This is a genomic window from Yoonia maritima (genome assembly GCF_043641945.1).
In the GTDB taxonomy this organism is placed as follows: domain Bacteria; phylum Pseudomonadota; class Alphaproteobacteria; order Rhodobacterales; family Rhodobacteraceae; genus Yoonia; species Yoonia maritima_B.
In genome coordinates this window covers 172,465-194,678 of the sequence record NZ_JBHZRX010000004.1, presented here as the reverse complement: position 1 = coordinate 194,678, position 22,214 = coordinate 172,465, and the positions used below count along the sequence as shown (strand labels likewise).

The 22,214-nt window shown below is 54.2% G+C and carries 24 protein-coding genes; 10 read left to right on the top strand and 14 right to left on the bottom strand.

Annotated elements, in window-relative coordinates; genetic code table 11:
* The first annotated feature begins 42 nt into the window (after window positions 1–42).
* The 3 genes from ACHUEV_RS10580 to ACHUEV_RS10570 all read left to right on the top strand — a co-directional run bounded on the left by ACHUEV_RS10580 (window position 43) and on the right by ACHUEV_RS10570 (window position 2,442).
* The gene (locus tag ACHUEV_RS10580) at window positions 43–822 is read left to right on the top strand and encodes a succinate dehydrogenase iron-sulfur subunit (RefSeq protein ID WP_394179646.1); all 780 of its coding nucleotides are present in this window, start codon (window positions 43–45) and stop codon (window positions 820–822) included.
* Complete coding sequence (locus tag ACHUEV_RS10575) at window positions 812–1,501, top strand: sulfotransferase (RefSeq protein WP_394180177.1); 690 nt, start codon at window positions 812–814, stop codon at window positions 1,499–1,501. Before ACHUEV_RS10580 ends, ACHUEV_RS10575 begins: the two co-directional genes overlap by 11 nt.
* 95 nt (window positions 1,502–1,596) lie before the next feature.
* Window positions 1,597–2,442 carry an urea carboxylase-associated family protein gene (locus ACHUEV_RS10570; RefSeq protein ID WP_394179644.1) on the top strand — a complete coding sequence of 282 codons (846 nt, stop codon included), beginning with the start codon at window positions 1,597–1,599 and terminating at the stop codon, window positions 2,440–2,442.
* Here the strand turns inward: ACHUEV_RS10570 and deoD are convergent.
* From deoD to ACHUEV_RS10555, 3 genes are all read right to left on the bottom strand, one after another.
* A complete protein-coding gene (deoD, locus tag ACHUEV_RS10565) occupies window positions 2,439–3,143 on the bottom strand; it encodes a purine-nucleoside phosphorylase (protein ID WP_394179642.1) in 705 nt (234 codons plus the stop codon). The genes ACHUEV_RS10570 and deoD overlap by 4 nt on opposite strands.
* Before the next feature lie 76 nt (window positions 3,144–3,219).
* Complete coding sequence (locus ACHUEV_RS10560; protein ID WP_394179640.1) at window positions 3,220–3,546, bottom strand: H-NS histone family protein; 327 nt, start codon at window positions 3,544–3,546, stop codon at window positions 3,220–3,222.
* A gap of 105 nt (window positions 3,547–3,651) precedes the next feature.
* On the bottom strand, window positions 3,652–5,646 hold the full coding sequence (locus ACHUEV_RS10555; protein ID WP_394179638.1) for a methylmalonyl-CoA mutase family protein: 1,995 nt from the start codon (window positions 5,644–5,646) through the stop codon (window positions 3,652–3,654).
* A gap of 108 nt (window positions 5,647–5,754) precedes the next feature.
* Here ACHUEV_RS10555 and ACHUEV_RS10550 point away from each other — a divergent pair, with 108 nt between their 5' ends.
* The 7 genes from ACHUEV_RS10550 to ACHUEV_RS10520 all read left to right on the top strand — a co-directional run bounded on the left by ACHUEV_RS10550 (window position 5,755) and on the right by ACHUEV_RS10520 (window position 12,777).
* A complete protein-coding gene (locus ACHUEV_RS10550) occupies window positions 5,755–7,113 on the top strand; it encodes a 1-acyl-sn-glycerol-3-phosphate acyltransferase (protein ID WP_394179636.1) in 1,359 nt (452 codons plus the stop codon).
* 238 nt (window positions 7,114–7,351) lie between these two features.
* The gene (gene ccrA / locus ACHUEV_RS10545; protein WP_394179634.1) at window positions 7,352–8,632 is read left to right on the top strand and encodes a crotonyl-CoA carboxylase/reductase; all 1,281 of its coding nucleotides are present in this window, start codon (window positions 7,352–7,354) and stop codon (window positions 8,630–8,632) included.
* 193 nt (window positions 8,633–8,825) lie between these two features.
* The gene (locus ACHUEV_RS10540; protein ID WP_394179632.1) at window positions 8,826–9,041 is read left to right on the top strand and encodes a hypothetical protein; all 216 of its coding nucleotides are present in this window, start codon (window positions 8,826–8,828) and stop codon (window positions 9,039–9,041) included.
* 13 nt (window positions 9,042–9,054) lie between these two features.
* Window positions 9,055–9,750, top strand: a complete 696-nt coding sequence (locus ACHUEV_RS10535) for a helix-turn-helix transcriptional regulator (RefSeq protein ID WP_394179630.1) — start codon at window positions 9,055–9,057, stop codon at window positions 9,748–9,750.
* A gap of 117 nt (window positions 9,751–9,867) precedes the next feature.
* The gene (locus ACHUEV_RS10530) at window positions 9,868–10,503 is read left to right on the top strand and encodes an acyl-homoserine-lactone synthase (RefSeq protein ID WP_394179628.1); all 636 of its coding nucleotides are present in this window, start codon (window positions 9,868–9,870) and stop codon (window positions 10,501–10,503) included.
* 40 nt (window positions 10,504–10,543) lie between these two features.
* Complete coding sequence (locus tag ACHUEV_RS10525; protein ID WP_394179626.1) at window positions 10,544–12,070, top strand: ATP-dependent DNA helicase; 1,527 nt, start codon at window positions 10,544–10,546, stop codon at window positions 12,068–12,070.
* Window positions 12,067–12,777 (top strand): SDR family oxidoreductase, encoded by a 711-nt coding sequence (locus ACHUEV_RS10520; protein ID WP_394179624.1) that lies wholly within the window; start codon window positions 12,067–12,069, stop codon window positions 12,775–12,777. Before ACHUEV_RS10525 ends, ACHUEV_RS10520 begins: the two co-directional genes overlap by 4 nt.
* On the opposite strand, the gene ACHUEV_RS10515 is transcribed toward ACHUEV_RS10520, so the two are convergent.
* From ACHUEV_RS10515 to ACHUEV_RS10465, 11 genes are all read right to left on the bottom strand, one after another.
* Entirely contained in the window at window positions 12,774–13,526 is a 753-nt protein-coding gene (locus tag ACHUEV_RS10515; RefSeq protein ID WP_394179622.1) for a TIGR02186 family protein, read from the bottom strand. The two genes, ACHUEV_RS10520 and ACHUEV_RS10515, sit on opposite strands and share 4 nt — an antisense overlap.
* Window positions 13,526–14,437, bottom strand: a complete 912-nt coding sequence (locus ACHUEV_RS10510) for a sulfite exporter TauE/SafE family protein (RefSeq protein ID WP_394179620.1) — start codon at window positions 14,435–14,437, stop codon at window positions 13,526–13,528. Before ACHUEV_RS10510 ends, ACHUEV_RS10515 begins: the two co-directional genes overlap by 1 nt.
* A 125-nt stretch (window positions 14,438–14,562) precedes the next feature.
* Complete coding sequence (locus ACHUEV_RS10505; protein WP_394179618.1) at window positions 14,563–15,369, bottom strand: purine-nucleoside phosphorylase; 807 nt, start codon at window positions 15,367–15,369, stop codon at window positions 14,563–14,565.
* On the bottom strand, window positions 15,353–16,318 hold the full coding sequence (locus tag ACHUEV_RS10500; protein ID WP_394179616.1) for an ABC transporter permease: 966 nt from the start codon (window positions 16,316–16,318) through the stop codon (window positions 15,353–15,355). Before ACHUEV_RS10500 ends, ACHUEV_RS10505 begins: the two co-directional genes overlap by 17 nt.
* The gene (locus ACHUEV_RS10495) at window positions 16,319–16,741 is read right to left on the bottom strand and encodes a hypothetical protein (protein WP_106354557.1); all 423 of its coding nucleotides are present in this window, start codon (window positions 16,739–16,741) and stop codon (window positions 16,319–16,321) included.
* 1 nt (window position 16,742) lies between these two features.
* A complete protein-coding gene (locus ACHUEV_RS10490) occupies window positions 16,743–17,828 on the bottom strand; it encodes an ABC transporter permease (RefSeq protein WP_106354559.1) in 1,086 nt (361 codons plus the stop codon).
* Window positions 17,828–19,366, bottom strand: coding sequence for an ABC transporter ATP-binding protein (locus tag ACHUEV_RS10485; RefSeq protein ID WP_394179613.1), 1,539 nt, complete (start codon window positions 19,364–19,366; stop codon window positions 17,828–17,830). The genes ACHUEV_RS10490 and ACHUEV_RS10485 overlap by 1 nt, the downstream gene beginning before the upstream one ends.
* Window positions 19,367–19,444: 78 nt before the next feature.
* A complete protein-coding gene (locus ACHUEV_RS10480) occupies window positions 19,445–20,440 on the bottom strand; it encodes a BMP family lipoprotein (protein ID WP_394179611.1) in 996 nt (331 codons plus the stop codon).
* 189 nt (window positions 20,441–20,629) lie between these two features.
* Window positions 20,630–21,049: a GNAT family N-acetyltransferase gene (locus ACHUEV_RS10475; protein WP_394179609.1), complete on the bottom strand. Its 420-nt coding sequence runs from the start codon at window positions 21,047–21,049 to the stop codon at window positions 20,630–20,632.
* Window positions 21,046–21,654, bottom strand: coding sequence for a tRNA (adenosine(37)-N6)-threonylcarbamoyltransferase complex dimerization subunit type 1 TsaB (tsaB, locus tag ACHUEV_RS10470; RefSeq protein ID WP_394179607.1), 609 nt, complete (start codon window positions 21,652–21,654; stop codon window positions 21,046–21,048). Before tsaB ends, ACHUEV_RS10475 begins: the two co-directional genes overlap by 4 nt.
* Window positions 21,644–22,207 (bottom strand): NifU family protein, encoded by a 564-nt coding sequence (locus ACHUEV_RS10465; protein WP_394179605.1) that lies wholly within the window; start codon window positions 22,205–22,207, stop codon window positions 21,644–21,646. The genes tsaB and ACHUEV_RS10465 overlap by 11 nt, the downstream gene beginning before the upstream one ends.
* Window positions 22,208–22,214 lie beyond the last annotated feature (7 nt).

Below are 22,214 nucleotides of genomic sequence, written 5' to 3'. Positions count from 1 at the left end.
GAATTTTCGGGCAATACTGTCCGTGACGGAAGGATCATCACTATGGTGCAACTGACACTCCCTAAGAACTCCCGCATGACTGTCGGGAAAACATGGCCAAAGCCTGACGGCGCAACCAATCTGCGTAAGGTCCAGATTTACCGTTGGAACCCAGACGATGGCAAAAACCCGCAGCTGGACACATATTTCGTTGATATGGACACCTGCGGCCCGATGGTTCTGGACGTTCTGATCAAGATCAAGAACGAGATTGATCCAACCCTGACTTTCCGCCGCTCTTGCCGCGAAGGTATCTGTGGCTCTTGTGCGATGAACATCGACGGGATCAACACACTGGCCTGTATTTACGGCCTCGACGAAATCAAAGGCGACGTGAAAATTTACCCGCTGCCGCACATGCCAGTGATCAAGGATTTGATTCCTGACCTGACCCATTTCTACGCACAGCACGCGTCGATCATGCCTTGGCTTGAGACAAAGACGAACCGCCCTGCGAAAGAGTGGAAGCAGTCGATTGAAGACCGCAAAAAGTTGGATGGCCTGTATGAATGCGTGATGTGTGCGTCATGCTCGACATCTTGCCCATCTTACTGGTGGAACAGCGATCGTTACCTCGGCCCAGCGGCCTTGTTGCACGCGTACCGTTGGATCATCGACAGCCGAGATGAAGCAACAGGCGAGCGTTTGGATGATCTGGAAGATCCGTTCAAACTGTACCGCTGCCACACGATCATGAACTGTGCCAAGACATGCCCTAAAGGGCTGAACCCGGCCAAAGCCATTGCCCACATCAAGGGCATGATGGTTGAGCGTGTTGTCTGACGTTACTGTAAATGGTCGTCCGAAGGTTTTTGTGATTGGTTTCTCGAAAACGGCGACGACGACCATTCACAAGTTCTTTGCCAATAACGGGTATCGGTCCGTTCATTGGGATCTCGAAGATGGTAGGTTCTTGGCCGGAGTTGTCACAACCAACGCCCTGAGCGGGCTTCCCATATTGTCAACGATCGACAGCTATGATGTGTACTCTGAGTTCAGTTATGCTGACGGAAAACTCTATCTCGAGGCAAACTACTTTTTCAGAGAACTTTTTGATGCATATCCAGACGCTTACTTTTTGCTAAACACCCGTGATGAGGACGCATGGGTGCGTTCCCGCAAAAAGCATTTTGGGCGCAATAAAAAGGGGCGGGGGTCTCTCTTTGATCGTATCCGATCCGCATATGGCGTGTCAGAAGCTGAAACAGAGCAAGCCTGGCGTCGGTTGAGACCTGTGTATCATCAGCAAGTTCGCGATTTCTTTGGAGAACGTCCTGATGCACGTTTCCTTGAGTTTGACATTGATAGCATGCACGTTTCCCAATTGATTGATTGGGTCGCAGATGATTACGCCCTCTCTGATGAGCTTTGGTGTCCTGCGAATGTTACGACGGAACAGGAAAAGATCAGGCGACAACGGCGAAATCCAATTGAGCGTCTGTTGGGTAGGTTCAAAAATTAACCATTCGACTCCTTTTTGCCCCCGGAAAAGGGGATGGGAACAGAAAGGGAGCCGTTTTTGCTTGCCTCTTGCCTTGAATGCTGTTTGCTTTCGTCATGAATACAATACCCGTTGACGCCGAAAAGCGCCGCGCCGCGCGGCCTGTTATTTGTTACCCGACCAAAACGCTGCCCTTACCGGATATGGCGATTTATGGGGCTGCGCGCGAAAAGCTGACGCCGACCGCGGGCGTGACTGTGCTGTCGCGTGAGGCGGCCACTATTGTGATCCCTAGGGGACATTTCATGCGCATACATTCGGTCGGGGCCCCCCAAGTCGGGGACCTGAACCTGTTCAACGCTAATGATTTGTCAGAGCGGTTCTATTCGGGGAAAACGCGGGCTTTGCATGGGACGCACGTCACCACGGGTGACAGGCTTTGGTCATCTTTTCCGAGCATGCGCCCGATGGCGACAATTACGCATGATACGTTAAACTGGTACGGGATCGATCAATATGGGGGCTCTGTGCATGATGTGATTGGCACGCGCTGTGATCCCTATACTGGGCGGCTTTTGTCTGGTGAGGACTATCACCATTGCTGCCATTCAAATTTGACGCGTGCCTTGGCTGCGCATGTGGGGCTTTCGCTGGCTGAGGCAGAGCTACATGTGCATGATGTATTGAACGTGTTTATGTGCACCGGGTTCACCCGCGACACTGGCCAGTACTTTATGAAAGCCAGCCCAGTGCGTCCCGGTGACTATATTGAAATGTTCGCCGAGATTGATCTGCTTGCAGTGCTAAGCGCATGTCCTGGCGGTGATTGCAGTGCTGAGCATTCGAGTGATGCCGCTGCTTGCTATCCGTTAGAGATGGAAGTGCTGCGTCCTGCTGACGGCACCCTTGATCGTTGGGTGCCGCCTGCAAAGAATAAATACGACCGTAGTCACGGCGCTTAGGCGAACGCCGCCTCAAGCGCGATTTCGACCATGTCACCGAACGATTTTTCGCGGTCTTCGGCTGGCAGGGCTTCGTGTGTGATTAGGTGGTCGCTAACTGTCAGCACCGCAAGCGCACGGCGACCGTAGCGGGCGGCAAGGTTGTAAAGCTCGGCCGCTTCCATTTCGACGCCCAGAATGCCATGGCGCACCATCTGTTCGTTCAGGTCTGGCCGTTCGTCATAGAATACATCAGACGAATAGATGCCGCCGACATGTGTTGGAACGTCTTTCGTTTGGGCAGCCTTGTGCGCGGCGGCAAGCAGACCGTAGTCAGCGCAGGGCGCAAAGTTCAGCTCTTTGAAGATGCCGCGCGAGGGGGTGGAGAGCGTGGATGCTGTCATCGCAAGGATAACATCGCGGATGCCGACGTGTTCCTGCATACCGCCGCAAGACCCGATCCGGATCAAGGTTTGCGCGTCATATTCTTTGATCAGCTCATTCGCATAGATAGAGAGCGATGGCATCCCCATGCCGGAACCTTGGATGGTCACGGGGTGGCCGTTCCAAGTGCCCGTGAAGCCCAGCATGCCACGCACCTCGTTGATGCAGCGTACGTCTGTTAGAAAGGTCTCCGCTGCCCACTTTGCGCGGTAAGGGTCACCGGGCATGAGGACAGTTGGGGCAATGTCGCCTTTTTCGGCGCCGATGTGGACTGTCATGTTTGTCTCCTTATCCATTTGCGCACAGTTTAGGCCGCTTGTACGCAAAGGGGGAGAGCCGAATGCAGAGCCTGTTTTAGATTTCCATCGCGTCAGGAGACTGACCAGTCGCTATTGCAGCTTTGAACCACTGTGGTTGGCGGCCTTTGCCTGTCCATGTTTGCTCAGCATTTTCTGGGTTGCGGTACTTTGGCGAAGAAAGTGACTTTGCACCGCCCTTGCGTCCCTTAAGGCTATTGCCAGTAATATCCGCAAGCGAGTAGCCGAATGCAGCGACGGCTTTTTCAGCGGCGTCCCGTGCAGCCTGTTTCTCCTTTTCCGCGACTTCGACCAATGCAGATTCAACATCGGACTTCAGTGTTTCAAGGGCAGCCCGTGACATTGATGTTAGATCGAGGTTCATAGAGGTCTCCTTTACATTTGCCGCGTGCTAGCATCGGTTGTGTTGGCAGGGACATAGAAAACGAACGACTGCTATACAAAAGTACAATTGTCAGGATTAACCTTATTACTCTGCGGCGATGAGACGTGCGTCCACCAAATTGATGATGTCTGCCATGATTACGTTCAGCTCAAAATCCTTCGGCGTATAGACATTTGCGACCCCAATTGCGCGTAGCGCTTCGGCGTCGTCTTCGGGAACAATCCCGCCGACAATGACCGGAATATGTTGCAGGTCAGCGGCGGCAAGTTTTGCCATCACGTCCCGAACGAGCGGAAGGTGTGAACCTGACAAGATCGACAGCCCGATGACATGCGCCTGACTTTCGCGAGCGGCCTCGATGATCTCATCTGGTGTCAGCCGGATGCCCTCATAGGATATGTCCATGCCACAATCGCGCGCGCGTGTCGCGATTTGCTCGGCGCCGTTCGAGTGACCATCAAGTCCCGGTTTTCCGACAAGAAATTTCAAACGCCGCCCGAGTGCCGCGCTGACCAGATCAACCTGTTCACGCAGGTCGTCCAAGCCTTCTGTGCGGTTGGACTGGTTCTGACTAACGCCAGTTGGTGCGCGGTACTGCCCAAAGACAGAGCGGATAACATCTGCCCACTCGCCTGTTGTAACCCCAGCACGTGCGCAAGCGATGGATGGCGGCATCATGTTGCTGCCGTCCTGTGCTGCCGCACGTAGGTCAGCAAGCGCACTCGCAACGGCTTTGTTGTCACGGTTTGCTTTCCAATCGCTCAATCGGCGCAGTTGGTCTGCCTCGGCTTCGGGGTCTGCAACCATGATCGCGTCATCCCCGGCGGTAAGCGGTGATGGCTCTCCTGCTTGCCATTTGTTCACGCCAACGACGGTTGTATCGCCATTTTCGATCCCGGCGATTCGCGAAGCGTTGCTTTCGACGAGCCGCGATTTCATATAGCCGATCGCCCCAACAGCGCCGCCCATCCCGTCGATCTGGGCAAGTTCAGCGCGCGCACCTTCTTTGAGTGCGTTCACCTTGCGGTCGATGGCTGGGTTGCCGTCGAACAGGTCGTCGAATTCAAGTAAGTCGGTTTCATAGGCCAAGATTTGTTGCATCCGTAGTGACCATTGCTGATCCCATGGGCGGGGTAGACCCAATGCTTCGTTCCATGCTGGTAGCTGTACGGCGCGTGCACGGGCGTTTTTCGACAATGTGACCGCCAGCGTTTCGAGCAAGATACGGTAAACGTTGTTTTCTGGCTGCTGTTCGGTCAGCCCAAGTGAGTTGACCTGAACACCATAACGGAAACGACGATACTTTGCGTCCTCCACCCCATAACGGGTCGCGCAGATTTCATCCCATAGTTCGACAAAGGCACGCATTTTGCACAGCTCAGTCACGAACCGGATACCCGCGTTCACAAAGAAAGATATGCGACCAACCATCGCTGGGAAGTGTTCGGCGGGTACTTTGCCTTTCAGGTCGTCCAACACGGCGGTGGCTGTCGCCAAGGCAAAGGCCAATTCTTCTTCAGGCGTCGCTCCGGCCTCTTGCAGATGATAGGAACATACGTTCATCGGGTTCCATTTGGGCAGGTGCTCGCGGGTATAGGCCGCCACATCTGTGATCATCCGCAGGGACGGTTCGGGCGGGCAAATATATGTGCCGCGCGACAAGTATTCTTTGATGATGTCGTTTTGAACGGTGCCTTGAAGGGCGCTGATGTCCGCGCCTTGTTCTTCGGCAACGGCAATATAAAGCGACAGTAGCCATGGTGCCGTCGCGTTGATCGTCATCGAGGTGTTCATCTGATCAAGCGGGATGTCGTTAAACAAGGCCCGCATATCGCCCAGATGGCTGACGGGCACGCCAACTTTGCCGACTTCGCCTTTGGCAAGCACGTGGTCGCTATCGTAGCCAGTTTGCGTTGGTAGATCAAAAGCGACTGACAGGCCGGTCTGACCCTTTGCGAGGTTGCCGCGATACAGCGCATTTGATGCTGCAGCCGTCGAGTGGCCAGCATAGGTGCGAAATAGCCATGGGCGGTCTTTCTGCGTCTGCGACATATCGGGTCCTCTGGTTCTGTTGCGCAATTTTATTGCGTTCGTGATTTATTATCCGATATTTTGTGGCGCTGTCAATTCGCTGCGTTGCGGCATGATGGGATTTACGTCAGGTCGTTTCCCTGTCAGGTTCGCGCAATGACGCAAACCGTTTCAATGCCGCTGTGGGCCTTTGCCCTAATTGTCCTGTTTGCAGCAGTGACGTTCGCGTCGCATTTCCTATTTCCATCCGTGCGCTGGTTCTTTCGTAAACGTGCTGAAAGGGTCATTGCTCGGGTAAATCAACGCCTTCAGCGTCCGATCGAGCCGTTCAAGCTTGCGCGTCGTTACGACATGATCCAACGGCTGATCTATGACCCCGAAGTAACCAAGGCCATTGTTGAATACGCCCGCAAAGAAAACGTTCCCGAAAACGTCGCCTTTGAAAGGGCCAAGGGGTACGCGCGTGAAATCGTGCCTTCGTTTTCAGCGACCGCATATTTCAGCATTGGAATCAGGTTGGCACGTTGGCTTTCAAAGTCGCTTTATCGTATTCGGCTGGGGACGTTTGACCGTAAACGACTCGCAGAAATCGATCCGGACGCCGCCGTTGTGTTTGTCATCAACCACCGCAGCAACATGGATTACGTGCTTGTTACCTATCTGGCGGCAAATGCTGGCGCATTGTCATATGCAGTGGGCGAATGGGCCCGCGTCTGGCCGTTATCGCCGATCATCCGTGCGATGGGTGCCTACTTTATTCGGCGCAAGTCGCGGGGTGCGTTGTATCGTAAAGTTCTTGCGCGATACGTGCAAATGGCGACGCGCGGAGGTGTTAGTCAGGCTGTTTTTCCTGAAGGCGGGCTAAGTCTTACGGGGCAGATGGCTGCGCCGCGCGTGGGGCTGCTGAACTATATTATCGAAGATTTCGATCCCGAGCAGCGCGAAGTTATCTTTGTTCCCGTCGCAATTAACTATGACCGTGTGTTGGAAGACACGATCCTGATTGCCGCTGATAAATCAGGCACACGTAAATTTAGACCACCGTTTTGGCACGTTGCGCGTCGAGTAGGTCGGCATGTATGGCTCCGCATCACGCGGCGGTTCAGTTCATTTGGTACTGCATCGGTCAGCTTTGGCGATCCGCTTGAGCTGTCAAAGTTTCGTGACGCGGTGAGCGGTGATTTGACCGATGGAGTTGCCCAAGAGCTGATGTCGCGTATCGCACAGGTTATTCCCGTGCTTGGCGTGCCAATCGTTGCGCATACTTTGATGTATGACAACGTGGATAGCAAAGCTGCGCTAATTGCACGAATTACAGAAAAGCTGACCCAGCTAAAATCTGGGCGGATGCCTCTGCCGCGTCGCGATCCTGCTGTCATTGCAGAGGAAGCACTTGAGCGTTTGGCAGCACGGGACGTGGTTGTGCTGGATGGCGACAGTATTCGCACCGTGGAAACAGGACAGGACATTCTGGCCTATTACGCGAATTCGATCGCACACCACCTAAACAACTAACCAACCACACGACTTGAACGGTTTTCGCAGGCGTCAAATGCGCCTGCGCTGGTTGGCTGTGCGCGATCTTTTGACGCAATTTTGCGATTTCAGCAAAGTTACGCTGCGACGCCGCGGACATATTATTACAAAAGTGAACCTCATGAGGTTGCAAAGTTGCGTGCTGAATATTATCCATCAGTCAGAGCGTCGATTCTGCGGCGCAGCAACAAATGGATTTTCAGTGATGGAGACCGACATGGCCCTAGACCAGAATGCACCCGCAACAGCACCGAAAAAGGCGCTATATGAGGTCGGTGAACTGCCGCCCGTCGGTCACGTGCCCGATCAAATGTACGCATGGACAATTCGCCGCGAACGCCACGGTGAACCTGATAAGGCATTTCAGGTAGAGGTGGTTGATACGCCTAAGCCTGACAGCCACGAAGTGCTGGTTCTCGTTATGGCAGCTGGCATTAACTACAACGGTATCTGGGCCGGCCTAGGTGTTCCGATCAGCCCGTTTGACGTTCACGGCGAAGATTTCCACATCGCAGGTTCCGACGCGTCCGGTATCGTTTGGGCCGTTGGTGACAAGGTCAAACGCTGGAAAGTTGGCGATGAAGTTGTCATCCACTGCAACCAAGATGACGGCGATGATGAGGAGTGTAACGGTGGTGATCCAATGTACTCTGAAAGCCAGCGAATTTGGGGCTATGAGACACCTGATGGATCATTTGCACAGTTCACATGTGTACAATCGCAGCAGTTGATGCATCGCCCCAAGCATCTAACTTGGGAAGAAGGTGCGTGCTACACGCTCACACTAGCAACGGCTTATCGGATGCTATTCGGCCACCATCCACATGAGCTAAAGCCAGGTCAAAACGTTTTGGTTTGGGGTGCATCCGGCGGTCTGGGTTCATATGCAATTCAGCTAATTAATACGGCTGGCGCAAATGCTATCGGCGTGATTAGCGATGAATCCAAACGCGATTTTGTCATGTCATTGGGCGCTAAAGGGGTCATTAACCGGAATGACTTTAAATGCTGGGGGCAAATGCCAACAGTGAATACGCCAGAATATAAAGAATGGTTTAATGAAACCCGCAAGTTCGGCAAAGCCATTTGGGAAATCACTGGAAAAGGCAATAACGTCGATATCGTATTTGAACACCCCGGCGAGGCAACATTCCCAGTTTCCACATTCGTGTGTAAGCGCGGCGGCATGGTTGTGATCTGTGCGGGGACAACAGGCTATAACCTGACTTTCGACGTTCGTTATATGTGGATGCACCAAAAACGCTTGCAAGGCAGCCACTTTGCTAACCTTAAGCAGGCCAGTGCTGCGAACCAGTTGATGATTGAACGTCGCTTGGATCCTTGCATGTCCGAAGTATTTACTTGGGATGAGTTGCCAGAAGCACACAGTAAGATGCGTCGCAATGAGCATAAGCCGGGCAATATGGCTGTGCTTATCCAGTCCCCAAAGAACGGATTGCGTACTTTTGAAGATACCGTCGAGGCATCAAAAAAATAACGCGTGAATTCGCTTAAAAAAGAAGAAAAGGCGTTACCGGAAACGGTAGCGCCTTTTTGCTATCGCAATGATTTTAAAACGCAATACGTCTACTCACTATTATTGGGGAGTATGAAGGTATGAATAATTCTTTCATAAATTCATGGATACTCTTGCCGTCAGTAAAACAAAAATGATTAGAAGAGACATGTGAATGGGACACGAATGGATCATCGACGTACTCGCCGATTTAAAACGCTTTGCGAACACGCATGACCTACCGATGTTGGAAGCGCAGCTTGAAAATACGACGATCATCGCCTCGGCAGAAATCGAGCGTTTGGTCGAAGAAACGTGTCATTTGACACAGGGGGACAGTCCTGGAACTCGACAGTTTTCTCCAAACGCTGGAGCAAGCAGGCGCGCTTGATGAAATTCAAGATTTGATCGTGCGTTTGCGGGATGAATTCAAAGTTGAACACGTCGTCTATCACTGGCTAAGCGCAGATGGTGAGCAATACGGATTTGGCACCTATGACCCAGTTTGGGTCCAGCGCTACATCGAGCAAGACTATATTCGCATCGATCCAGTCGTGATCGGAACCTTTCAACGCTTTCATCCGGTTGACTGGAAGCAGCTGGACTGGTCATCGCGTGCGGCCCAAACATTTCGCAAAGAAGCGATCACGTATGGCGTAGGCACGCAGGGGTTCTCGTTTCCAATTCGCGGCCCAAATGGCCAACTGGCGTTGTTAACCGCAACCCACAGCACAAGCGATGAAGAGTGGGAACGCTTTACCAACGAAAACCAACGCAAATGGATTTTGATTGCGCATTATCTGAACCGCAAAGCCATGGAGTTGGAGGGTCGCCGCAAGCCGGAACCCGTTCGACAACTGTCGCCACGCGAAATTGAGGCGTTAACCTATCTAGGGATGGGGCATGCACGGGCACAGGTGGCAGAGCTACTTAATATCTCTGAACACACGCTTCGTGCCTATATTGAAAGTGCGCGTTTTAAGCTTGGCGCGTCAAACACGACCCACGCGGTCGCACGCGCCGTGGCCGAAGGGCTTATTGTGTTGGGCGGGGCTGCACGGGCTGCGCGCGGCGGTTGGCCGGGGCGTGAATCACGTTAGCGCTGCAATGCAGCATTCCATTAAGAACCAATTAACAAGCAGGGCGCGCGATTAAGCAATTAGGTGCGTGCCGACTTCTACCCTCTGAACATTATTAACTGCTCGAGGGGAGCAAAAATGCTTCGTTATATTTATGGGAATGACTTAGCTAAATTTCCCGTACTCCAAGATACAATGCACCGTGACCGCGCGACGCAATTCGCTGAACGACTAAAGTGGGCGGTGACCGTCGATGAAAATGGATGGGAGCGGGACGAATACGATGCGATGAACCCGCTTTACGTCGTTTGGGAAAACGCGGATGGCACGCATGGCGGCTCAATGCGGTTTTTGCCGACGTCAGAACGCACGATGGTTAATGATCACTTTAGCGAATTGTTAAAGGGCGAAAGAATCGAAAGCCCCTTTATCTGGGAATGCACGCGTTTTGTTTTAGGTCAGCAGGCAACCCCACGGGTCGCGGCAGCCATGATGTTGGCGGGAGGAGAATTGATGCGTGCGTTTTCGTTAACTCATTTATTGGGGGTTTTTGATCCGCGGATGGTCAGAATCTATTCGATGATTGGCGCATCGCCCGAAGTGTTGGGTAGTTCAGGCGAAGGCCGCGATAAGATTAGCGTTGGATTATGGGCATACCGGCCAGAAGATCGCGTCCGTGTTCTACGCCGTGCAGAGGTTTCTTCTGACGTGTCAGAAAGCTGGTTCGATCTTTCTTTCGGGCGGTCAATTCAGCAGATGCAAAAGGTGGCCTAATCCACTGGTCCCGCCGCGACGGTACAGGTACTGTCGCGGCATGAACGCACCAGTCATCACATTTTCAGACGATCAGGCCGAGGCTTGGGATAACGTCGCGACCGCCCTGCGCCAATCCGGCGTGGATTTAGACGATAGCCTGCTTATGGCGCCCGCGTCTGACAAGTCGTCAGTGATGGCCGTGATTGGCAAGGCTGGATCGGGCAAGACCATGCTGTTGGCCAAGCTCTATAAAGCATTGGAAGAAGCGGGCGTTGACGTCATTTCTGGCGATTGGGAAGGCCGCAAACGCAAAGACCGCCGAACACTGGCGATTTTGGCACCGACCAACAAGGCCGCGAGCGTGCTGCGAAACCGTGGCGTTCCCGCGACGACGATCCACCGGATTCTTTATACCCCGGTCTATGATCCAGAATATGAAAAGGTGGCGGAATGGCTGGCCGGGCAGGGTGAGCGCCCCGAAATCGAAGGCCTGACAGATGTCGCGCTTGATCGCGCCTTTGCGTCTTATCAAGTTAACAAATCCATTCCTGCGGCACTGGCGGCCGCTGGTCTGCGTGGCAGTGATTTTATTACGGGTTGGAAACGGCGCGAAGAAGCGTTGGATATCGGCTTTGTTGATGAAAGCTCGATGCTGGACAGTAAGCAGTTCGAAGACCTGCAAGAGATTTTCCCGACCCTGATCCTGTTTGGCGATCCGGCGCAGTTACCCCCGGTTCAGTCGTCTGGCGGGATGGTATTTGAAACCCTGCCGGAAAAGCGCGTTCTAACGTTGAACCGTATCCACCGGCAGGACGCGGGCAACCCGATCCTTGATCTGGCGCATGCTTTGGCTGATCCGCAGCTCGATTTCTATGCGTTTGAGCGCATGGTCGAAGAGGCGTCAAAAACAGATGAACGTGTCGTGATGGCCCAAAGGGTCGAGGCCGATTTGATGGCACGTTCCCCCTGTCTGGTCTGGCGCAACGCCACCCGTATTCGTCTGATCCACGCATTTCGGTCTGCGTTCGGTGCCCCTCATGACGAATTGCTACCGGGCGAGCCGCTGATTTGCGATGGTATCGAACTTCCGATGAAACACCGCAAAAAGCGGTTGGACCTAGAGGCGCGCGGCCTGATCAAGGGCGCGCAAGTGATCTACCTTGGGCCCGGACGCAAACCTGGGTTTTCCCGCTTGCATGTGATGGGCGCAGAGGACCCACAGGTCAGCGCAGCAAGCATCGTCAAAATCGAACAAGAAGGCGATGAAGAGCCGTTTATCCCCTTTGCTGCCCGTATGGGGGCCACGTTCCTTCATGGTGCAGCCGTTACCATTCACAAGGCGCAGGGTTCGCAATGGGACACGGTGCAGGTCTTTGCCCCTGATATTTACGCGGCCAGCCGTATGGGCCGCGTCGAGGCAGGACAGCCGTTGTGGAAGCGGTTAGCCTATGTTGCAATTACCCGTGCGGAAACGCAGCTGCGTTGGGTCGTTCGAAACCGTTTGGCACGGCCAGATGGCGTGCTGCGCGTTGACGACCTTGAAGTCCCAGCCGCGCCCCTAGAACTGACAAGTGAGGAACCATGAAGACAATCATGATTACTGGCGCCAGCAGTGGTATTGGGCGCGTCACAGCTGAACATTTCCTAAACAACGGTTGGCGTGTTGGCCTAATCGCGCGTCGCGCGGATGCGCTAGCGGAAATTGACCATGCTAAGGCGGTGCACTTGCCCTGCGACGTGACGGATGAGGCAGTGGTTGATGCCGCGTTTGCAGATTTCGGGCATTTGGATGTGTTGTTTAACAACGCTGGCATGTTTGGTCCGCAGACAACCATCGACGAAATCGCGCTGTCGGATTGGCAGCAGGTGATCGACGTGAACCTAACGGGCATGTTTCTATGTGCGCGTGCCGCGTTCCGGCAGATGCGCCACCAAACGCCACAAGGTGGGCGGATCATCAACAACGGTTCGATTTCTGCCTACACCCCGCGCGAAGGGTCGATCTGCTATACGACCACGAAACATGGTGTATCTGGCCTAACGAAAACGATTAGCCTTGATGGGCGGGCTTTTAATATTGCTTGCGGTCAAATCGATATCGGCAATGCTCGTACCGAGATGGTGCAAAACCTGGAAAAAGCGCGTGCCGCACAAGGGCTAGATCCTTTGCCAACGATGGCTGTCGAAGATGTGGCGCGGTCTGTTTATCACATGGCCTCGCTTCCCGCAGAGGCGAACGTCCAGTCGATGATGGTGATGGCAACGAAGATGCCACATATCGGGCGCGGTTAGCGGCGCAACATCCCAAAGATCGCCGAGGCACCCCAACCTGCGCCAACAGCGATTGCCAGCGACATCAGCCCGTACAGCAGGGCGTAATTGTGGGCGAGGTTATATAACCAACGCTCTAACCCGACCTTGCGCACCGGGATTTCGGTTCGGTATTCGTCGATCACACGACCATTGCGGGTTAGAAATATACGCGCCTCGTAGGTCCCTTCGGTCAAGTTCGCGGGCAACGTAATCGCAGTCCGAAACAGCGTGTCCTCTTCAAGGTCAATCGCGCCCTCAAGACGCTGGTATAATCCTTCGTCTGTGCGAATGCGGATCAGGGCGTTCATAAAGGCGACGCTGTCGCTGACCTGACCGCCAATCGCCTTGATCGTGCGGGGGGTTGTAATGCGGTATTGCAGGTCTTCGACGTGATGCAGCACGTCGCGCATCGGTGCGGATGTTGCGACTGCATAGAATGACGGTGCCGCGTCGACCTCTACCTCATCGGTGTTGACCCAAATTCCAACACGACGGTCTTTGCGCCAGATATCGACGGGCTGATCTGGCCCTGCGATCGTGACAATGACGCCAAGTTCGCTTTTGTCGGGGATGGGGGTTTCACGTTTTACAGCGCCAAACACGAGGATATCGGATCCTTCGAATGTCGCGGTGATTGCGACTTGATCCTGTGATAGGCCAAGCACGATTTCTTCTTCCGCATGAGCGGGCAGGGCGCAGATTAGTAGGAATGCTATAATCCGGATCATCACATTCCCGCCGTCAACGAATAAAGTTCGGTCGGTTTGATCAACAGATCAATTGCTAGCTTTAGGCAGACCCCCAACACCAGCGTTGCCAAAAGAATGCGCAGCTGTTCCGCCTTCATGCGAACGCCAAGGCGGGTGCCAAATTGGGCGCCAATGACGCCGCCGATCAGCAGAAGTAGGGCCAGTACTACGTCAACTGAGTGGTTGGTCGTCGCATGTAAAACTGTCGTAAAGCCCGCAACAAAGATGATTTGAAACAGCGATGTGCCGATCACGACCTTGGTAGGCATGCCTAGCAAATAGATCATCGCGGGGACCATGATGAACCCGCCACCAACGCCCATGATCGCGGCAAGGACACCAACGAACATCCCCACAAGAACTGGCGGAATGACCGAGATATAAAGCCCCGACACCCGAAATTTCATCTTGATGGGCAGGTTATGTACCCAACCATGCTTGCGACGTGTAATATGCGCACCCGGTTTATTCGCACGGCGAATTGCATTCAGGCTTTCGACAAACATCAACGCGCCGATCACGCCAAGGAACAGCACATAACAAAGCTGAACAAGCAGATCGACCTGTCCCAGTGATCGCAGGTAGCTAAATAACAATACCCCAAGCGCAGACCCAATGAGTCCGCCAACAAGCAGCACCGTTCCCATCACCATATCGACAGTTTTGCGTTTGAGATGGGCAAGCAGGGCGGAAAACGACGAAGCGACAACTTGGTTCGTGCTTGTTGCGACGGCTACGGCTGGTGGGATGCCGATAAAAAACAGAAGTGGCGTGATCAAGAACCCGCCTCCAACGCCAAACATTCCCGACAAAATCCCGACTAATCCGCCGATCCCTAACAGAAGAAAAGCGTTCACCGATACTTCGGCGATGGGAAGGTAAACTTGCATGAACTGATCCGGGCGTTTGTGCCTGTACACACACCAAAACCGTTTACCGCCGGAGTGTCAAACGGTCGCACAAATTTAATGCATGCGAGGTGCTGAATTGCCGATTTTGTAAGGGGTATGCAGACCTAGGCCTGCGCCTTTAAATACCCGCGCAGAACCTTTTCTAGCTTGGCCGCGCCGATGGGGGCCATGGCCTTGGTGTGCTCGTGGCTGATGTTCTCGTCGCTCATCCCGGCTGCCATGTTGGTGATCGTCGAAATCGCGGCAGCCTTTAGCCCAAGGAAACGCGCAAGGATAACCTCTGGCACAGTGGACATGCCCACGGCATCAGCGCCAAGCAATTTGATTGCCCGAATTTCTGCAGGGGTTTCGAACGATGGGCCTGAATACCACGCGTAAATGCCATCGGGCATTTCGACATCTGCCGTGTCCGCAGCCTTGCGTAGCGCCGCACGGATTTCAGGGTCGTAGGCGTCTTTCATCGGGACAAAGCGTGCGTCAGTTGGTTCACCGATCAGCGGGTTCAGTCCGGAAAAGTTGATATGGTCGGACAGGCACATGATGGACCCGGTCGGCATGTCAGCCTGCATCGAACCGGCAGCATTGGTGGCGATCACGCGATCCGCACCAAGTTCGCGCAATACCTCAAGCGGGAGGCGCATGGCGTCGGCTTTGCCGTTTTCGTAATAATGCGCGCGGCCACCAAAGACGGCAACACGCACGCCCTCGATATCACCGATCACAAGGTTGGGGTTATGTCCGGACACGCCCGCGTGTGGAAAACCGGGTAGGTCGCCATAAGGGATCGCGACGCCGTCAACAGTGTCTGCAATGTGCCCAAGGCCCGATCCGAGGATCAGACCTATCTGGACGGGTGCATCGCCAGCGATGCCGCGAATTTGGTCAGCAAGCGCCTTAGCGTTCTTTGACATAGGCTTGCCCCCCTGCTTTGGGGCCAGCGGCCTTGCCGACGAAACCAGTCAGAATAACCACGAGGATAAACGGTAGTACGTCCAGCAGTTGGTTGTTCAACGCAAAGCCAATGACGTTTTCAACAACGTCGGACCGCAGCGCCATCGCCTGAAGGAAACCGAACAACAGGCACGAATACAGCGCGTACCATGGGCGCCATTTTGCAAAGATAAGCGCGGCCAAAGCGATATAGCCACGACCAGCGCTCATGTCTTTGGTAAAGCCCGCTTGCAGTGCTGTCGCCAGATACGCGCCAGCAATACCACAAAGCACGCCACAGATCGCAACAGCCGCAAAGCGTAGGCCGATAACCGAAACACCTGCGGTATCAACAGCGGCAGGGTTTTCACCCACGGCCCGCAGACGTAGACCAAAGCGCGTGCGATATAGTATCCACCATGTTGCAGGGACGAGCAGCAACGCCACATATACAAGGATCGTATGACCCGAAATGAGTTCGTAATAGATCGTTCCAAACACCGGCACATCGCGTAACTGTTCTGCGAAGGGCAGGTCGATTGGGTTAAAACGCGCATCACCAGCCAATTGCGGTGTACGACCACCCTGTTTAAACCAGCTTTGCGCGATAACGACCGTCAAGCCCGCCGCAAGAAAGTTAATCGCGACCCCGGAAATCAATTGGTTTCCACGGAACGTGATCGAGGCCAACCCGTGAATACCAGACAGCAGCATCGATGCACCGATGCCTGCCAATAGTCCCAGCCAAACGTCGCCTGTGACAGATGCAATCGCTGCCGACATAAACGCCGCCGCCAGCATCTTGCCCTCTAGCCCGATGTCGAAAATCCCGGCCCGCTCGGAATATAGGCCAGCCAAACAGGCCAACAAAAGCGGGGTCGCTAGACGCAAAGTCGCGTCTAGCATCTGCAAGAGGGTCGCAAAGTCCATTTAGGCAACTTTCTCCATCAAGAATGGAAATAGGGCAAAGAAGCGGTCAGCCACTTCTGGGTTCCGGCGTAGGGCGTCTTCTGCCTCGGCCTGTGTGATGTCGACGGCTTGGGTTTTGTCGCGGCGCAAGAAGAACTGTAGCCCCAGCATTGCGTCAAAACGGTCGTCGGTGATGAATGGGTCGTGTGGGATGCGGCGCATCACTGCCTCATTCGGGCGGAATACGCTTGCGGGTTTTTGCAGTGCAAGCAGTGCCACCAAATGCGGTGGTACGTCGCCGCCGGGCGTTTGTGCAATCACGTGATGGATCCACATGTGGAGCTCTTCCATCGTGATCATGCCAAGCGCAAGACAGCTGAGCACAAAGCCCAGATCTGCGCCGGTGTCATCATCGACACCTATTTTAAAGGGTCCTGCCATCATTTTATGCTCTCCTCATTGCTAGGAATAGCCGCTCGAGCGGCATGCGCACCATATTGTCTAGTGCACCCGTAAAGAGGATCACCAATGCCTGTATTACGATGATCAACTCACGGGGGATCGACGTCCATAGGGCGAGTTCTGCGCCGCCTTGATATAGAAAGCCGAAAAGAAGGGCCGCCAAAAGAACCCCAAAGGGGTGGTTGCGACCCATAAGCGCGACGGCGATGCCAATAAAGCCAGCGCCCTCTGCTGCGTTCAGGACCAGCCGTTCGGCCTCGCCCTGTACGTTGTTGATGGCCATCATACCGGCAAGTGCGCCGGAAATAAGCATGGTGACCATGATGATTTTGGTGGGGCTGATGCCTGCGTATTTCGCGGCAGATTCAGATTCCCCGAATGAACGAATTTCGTAGCCAAGGCGCGTACGCCAGACCAATGCCCAGACGAACAAACATGCCGCCAGTGCCACAAAGAATGTCACGTTCGCAGGTGCACCACGGAAAAACGTGGTGTCGCCAAAGTTAAACATGTCTTGGAAGGACGGCAGATGCGCGGGTTCCGGGAATTTGGAGGTTGCTGGTTCCATGCCCGGTGCCTTAAGCGCGCCAATCAGCAGGAAGTTCAGCAGCGCAGCAGCGATAAAGTTGAACATGATCGTGGTGATAACGATGTGGCTACCACGTTTGGCTTGCAAGAACGCAGGAATAGCAGCCCATGCGGCCCCAAATAGGGCCGCCGCAGCCGCCGCGCCAATCAGCGCGACCGTCCAGTGCGGCCATGGGATGTACAAACACACGATCGCAACGCCCAAACCGCCAAGCAAAGCCTGACCTTCGCCGCCGATGTTGAACATCTTTGCCTGCGCAGCAATCGCAACTGCAAGGCCGGTGAAAATAAAGTTGGTAGCGTAGTAGATCGTATAGCCCCAGCCATAGGTAGAGCCGAGCGCGCCACTGACCATAAGCTTAAGCGCAGCCCAAGGGTTTTCACCAATCGCGAGGATCACGAGCGCAGACAGAATAGCAGCAAGAATGATCGAGATCACTGGAATCAGGATCACGTCAGCCCATTTTGGCATCACGTCCATTAGGAATCGCCTCCGCTCATCCCGGCCATGAGAAGCCCGAGTTCTTTTTCGTCTGTATTTTGAGGCATCCGCTCGCCCATTATTTTTCCGTCAAACATAACAGCGATCCGGTCTGAGAGCGACAAAATCTCTTCTAACTCTACTGAAACCAGCAAAATTGCCTTGCCCTGATCCCTTAGTGCAACAATCTGCTGGTGGATGAATTCGATTGCGCCGATGTCCACACCACGTGTTGGCTGGCCGATTAGCAGCAAATCGGGGTTGCGTTCAATCTCGCGGGCGAGAACGATTTTCTGTTGGTTGCCCCCGGAAAAGCTTTTCGCGGTAAGCGTCGGGTCCGGTGGCCGCACGTCGAAACGGGCCATCTTTTCTTCGGTGTCTTTCTTAAGCGCGGCGTTATCCATGAACAGGGCGTTCTTTTGATAGCGGGCGTCGCGGTGGTAACCAAATCCGGTGTTTTCCCACGCGTGGAAGTCCATGATCAGCCCTTCGCGCTGACGATCTTCGGGAACGTGAGCGATGCCACGTGCGCGGCGGCTTTGGCCGTCAGATTTTGCACCGGTTAGGTCGATTTCTTCGCCGTTCATCTTGATGCTGCCAGTGGCCTTTTCGTAGCCGCCCAGAACCTCTAGCAGTTCAGACTGGCCGTTGCCTGCGACACCAGCGATCCCAAGGATTTCGCCTGCATGTACGTCGAAACTGATCCCTTTGAGGCGGTGAACACCCTTCGCATCGGTGACGTTCAGGTCTTTGACCTCTAGGATCTTGCGCCCGATCTGGGCAGGGGCCTTGTCGACGCGCAGAAGTACTTTGCGACCGACCATTAGCTCGGCCAGATGAGGCGGGCTCGTTTCGGACGTCTTAACTGTGGCAGTCATTTCGCCACGGCGCATGACGCTGACCGTATCGGTGATTTCCATGATCTCGCGCAGCTTGTGCGTAATCAGGATGATCGTTTTGCCTTCGCGACGCAGGTTTTCCAGAATGCGGAAAAGATGGTCAGCCTCGGCCGGGGTCAGAACGCCCGTTGGCTCGTCGAGGATAAGGATATCAGCCTTGCGATACAGCGCCTTCAGGATTTCAACACGCTGCTGCATCCCAACACCAACGTCTTGGATGACCGCATCGGGATCGACGTTCAGTTCGTATTCTTCAGCAAGGTTTTTCAATTCGCGACGGGCACGGGCGAGCGACGGTTTAAGCAGGCCGGAATCCTCGGCCCCAAGTACCACGTTCTCGAGCACCGTGAAGTTTTCAACCAGTTTAAAGTGCTGGAACACCATACCGATACCTGCCGCGATGGCGGTTTGGCTGTCGGTAATGTTTTTCTTTTCGCCTGCGATGAAAATCTCGCCTGCGTCGGCTTTGTAAAAGCCATAGAGGATCGACATCAGGGTCGATTTACCGGCACCGTTTTCACCAATGATCCCGTGAATCGTGCCGGGCATCACGCGGATTGAGATGTCTTTGTTGGCTTGCACGGGTCCAAAGGCCTTGGAAATGCCTTTGAGTTCAATCGCTGGGGCGGTGTCGGTCATGGGGTACCTGTATCAAATGGTAAGGGCCGCGCAAATGTAGCCGCGCGGCCCTGTTTTTGTATAGTCTATTGGGCGTGATTAGAAATCAAGCGCCGGGCAAGTTTCGTCGCTAGAGTAATCGTGAACGGCCAATTCGCCGGACTCGATTGCAGCTGCAGCAGCGTAGGTCGCCGCCAGAACGTCATAGCCAACGATACCTTCGTTGTTTGCGTCCATTGCAAAGCCAACACCGTGGTTTGCGACGCTCATCACGTTAAAGCCTGTTTCCATGTCACCGCCGTCAGACATTGCGTCGTAGACCGCAGAATCAACGCGCTTCATCATGGATGTAAGAACTTTTCCTGGGTGCAGGTGGTTTTGGTTCGCATCAACACCGATCGACAGGATGCCTTCGTCTGCAGCAGTTTGCAGAACGCCAACGCCTGTGCCGCCAGCGGCCGCGAATACAACGTCAGAACCTTGGCTGATCTGTGCAAGTGTCAGTTCAGAACCCTTAACCGGGTCGTTCCAAGCCGCAGGTGTCGTACCTGTCATGTTGGAAATCACTGTCACATCTGGGTTTGCCGCTTTGGCGCCCTGTGCGTAACCACATGCAAATTTACGGATAAGTGGGATGTCCATGCCGCCGATGAATGAAACAGTGCCTGTTTCAGATGTCAGCGCAGCCATCATACCAACAAGGTACGAACCTTCGTGTTCGTTGAATACAACCGAACGAACGTTTGGCGCGTCAACGACCATGTCGATGATTGCGAACTTGGTGTCTGGGTAATCAGCAGCAACCTCTGCCAATGGTGTACCCCAAGAGAAGCCAGCCATGACGATTGGGTTTGCGCCAGATTCGGCAAAGCGACGGATCGCTTGCTCGCGCTGTGCGTCAGATTGAATTTCAACTTCAGCATAAGAACCGCCAGTTTCGGCAGCCCAACGCTCTGCACCGTTATAGGCGCTTTCGTTGAAGGATTTGTCGAACTTGCCGCCAAGGTCAAAAAGAATCGCTGGGTCAGCAGCCGCAGCGCCTGCTGTCAGTGCCAGCGCAGCAGATGCGCCGAAGAATTTTTGCATAAGGGTCATTTGTGTCTCCCAAGTCGTTAAACGAGGCTTATTCGGCGCTATGCGCCACCTCTGTCAAAAGCCGAGCCGATCTTTGCGTCGGTCCATCAGCCGATAAGGCCCTGACTGACGCGGAAGATCAACTGCTTTTTCGTTTTGAACACCGTCTTCGTCCCCGTTTGAGCCGTTAAATTAAAGGCTTACGTCGGGTTATGCGACCTGTAGTTGTTTCCGTAAAACAAGTGCGGCGATGGCTGCCCCATCTTTGGGCATATAATAACCCGGGCGATGACCCACTTGGGTGTAACCTGCTTTTGAATATAGGGCTTTTGCAGCTTCGTTGTTCTTAGCGACCTCGAGGAAAATGCTCGATACGCCCGATTTTTGTGCAGATGTCTCTGCTTCGCTTAATACGGCGCTGGCCAATCCCTTGCGGCGATGGTCTGGGGCCGTCGCAACGGTCAAAATTTCGGCTTCATCCAAAGTCACGCGGAGTAACGCAAAGCTACGGCTATCGCCCGATAGAATCGTTCCGGGCTGGTCAAGCAGTGTGGCGAATTCTTTTGACGACCATGACCGCGCGTTTGGAAATGCAGCGGCATGAATTTCAGCAAGCGTTTCAGGGGTCACAGCAATATCGCTGGCGCTTGATCACGAGGAGGAGCAGCGTCAGCCGCGCGTACGTAGAGCGGGGTGGGGCGGTGCGTATCGTTACCGATCCGCTCTGCTGTAATCCACGCTGTTGCACTAATCAGTTGTTCGGCCGTCTTTTCCAATGTCGTCGCATTTGGCCAATCTGCCGATACAGTCTCTTGATCCGCGATCAACTTGGGTTGTGATGACGTGCCAGCCTCGTTGAATTCTTGAACATAGCTCTGGCCGCGTGGCGCAGGAATAACTGCGGTGATCGGAAGTGTCTCTCCGTATATGCGAGCGTCAAAGCCGTTCACGCCAATTGCAGGTTTGCCTAAGCCCAAGGCAAGGCCACGGGCGGCAGATACCGCAATACGAATCCCAGTGAAATTGCCCGGGCCTGTCCCGACGCCGATAGCATCAAGATCAGGCCACGTGTGTCCCTCTGCCGCCAGCATTTCTTCAAGCATTGGCATCAGGTGTTCGGCTTGTCCTTTGGACATTTCGTCAACGCGGGTGATAATTCGGTCGCCCAACAACAAAGCGGCGGCGCAATGCGCCGCCGATGTATCAAATGCGATGACTTTGACGTTAGGCTGCAACGGGCCGCACCTCGACCACCTCGGGGATGTAGTGGCGTAGCAGGTTTTCTATACCCATTTTCAGCGTCAGGGTGGATGATGGGCAACCTGCGCACGCACCTTGCATGTGCAGATATACGACGCCGCGTTCAAACCCGTGGAATGTGATGTCGCCGCCGTCTTGTGCAACGGCAGGGCGGACACGAGTGTCCAGCAGTTCTTTGATCTGGTTTACGATCTCGCCGTCTTCGCCGGAGTGTTCGGCGTGGCCACTAGCCGGGGCGTGGTTGTCAGCCATAACTGGCTGGCCAGATTGGTAATGCTCCATGATCGCACCCAGAATACCGGGTTTGATGTGGTCCCACTCAACGTCGTCAGCCTTAGTTACAGTGACAAAATCATTGCCAAAGAACACACCAGTCACTTTTCCAGCAGCAAAGATACGCTTTGCGAGCGGAGAATTCTCAGCCGCCTCAAGGGTCGGAAAATCGGCGGTACCCACCTCTAGCACGTTCTGGCCGGGCAGGAATTTGAGCGTTGCCGGGTTCGGCGTTGATTCCGTCTGAATAAACATGGTGCAA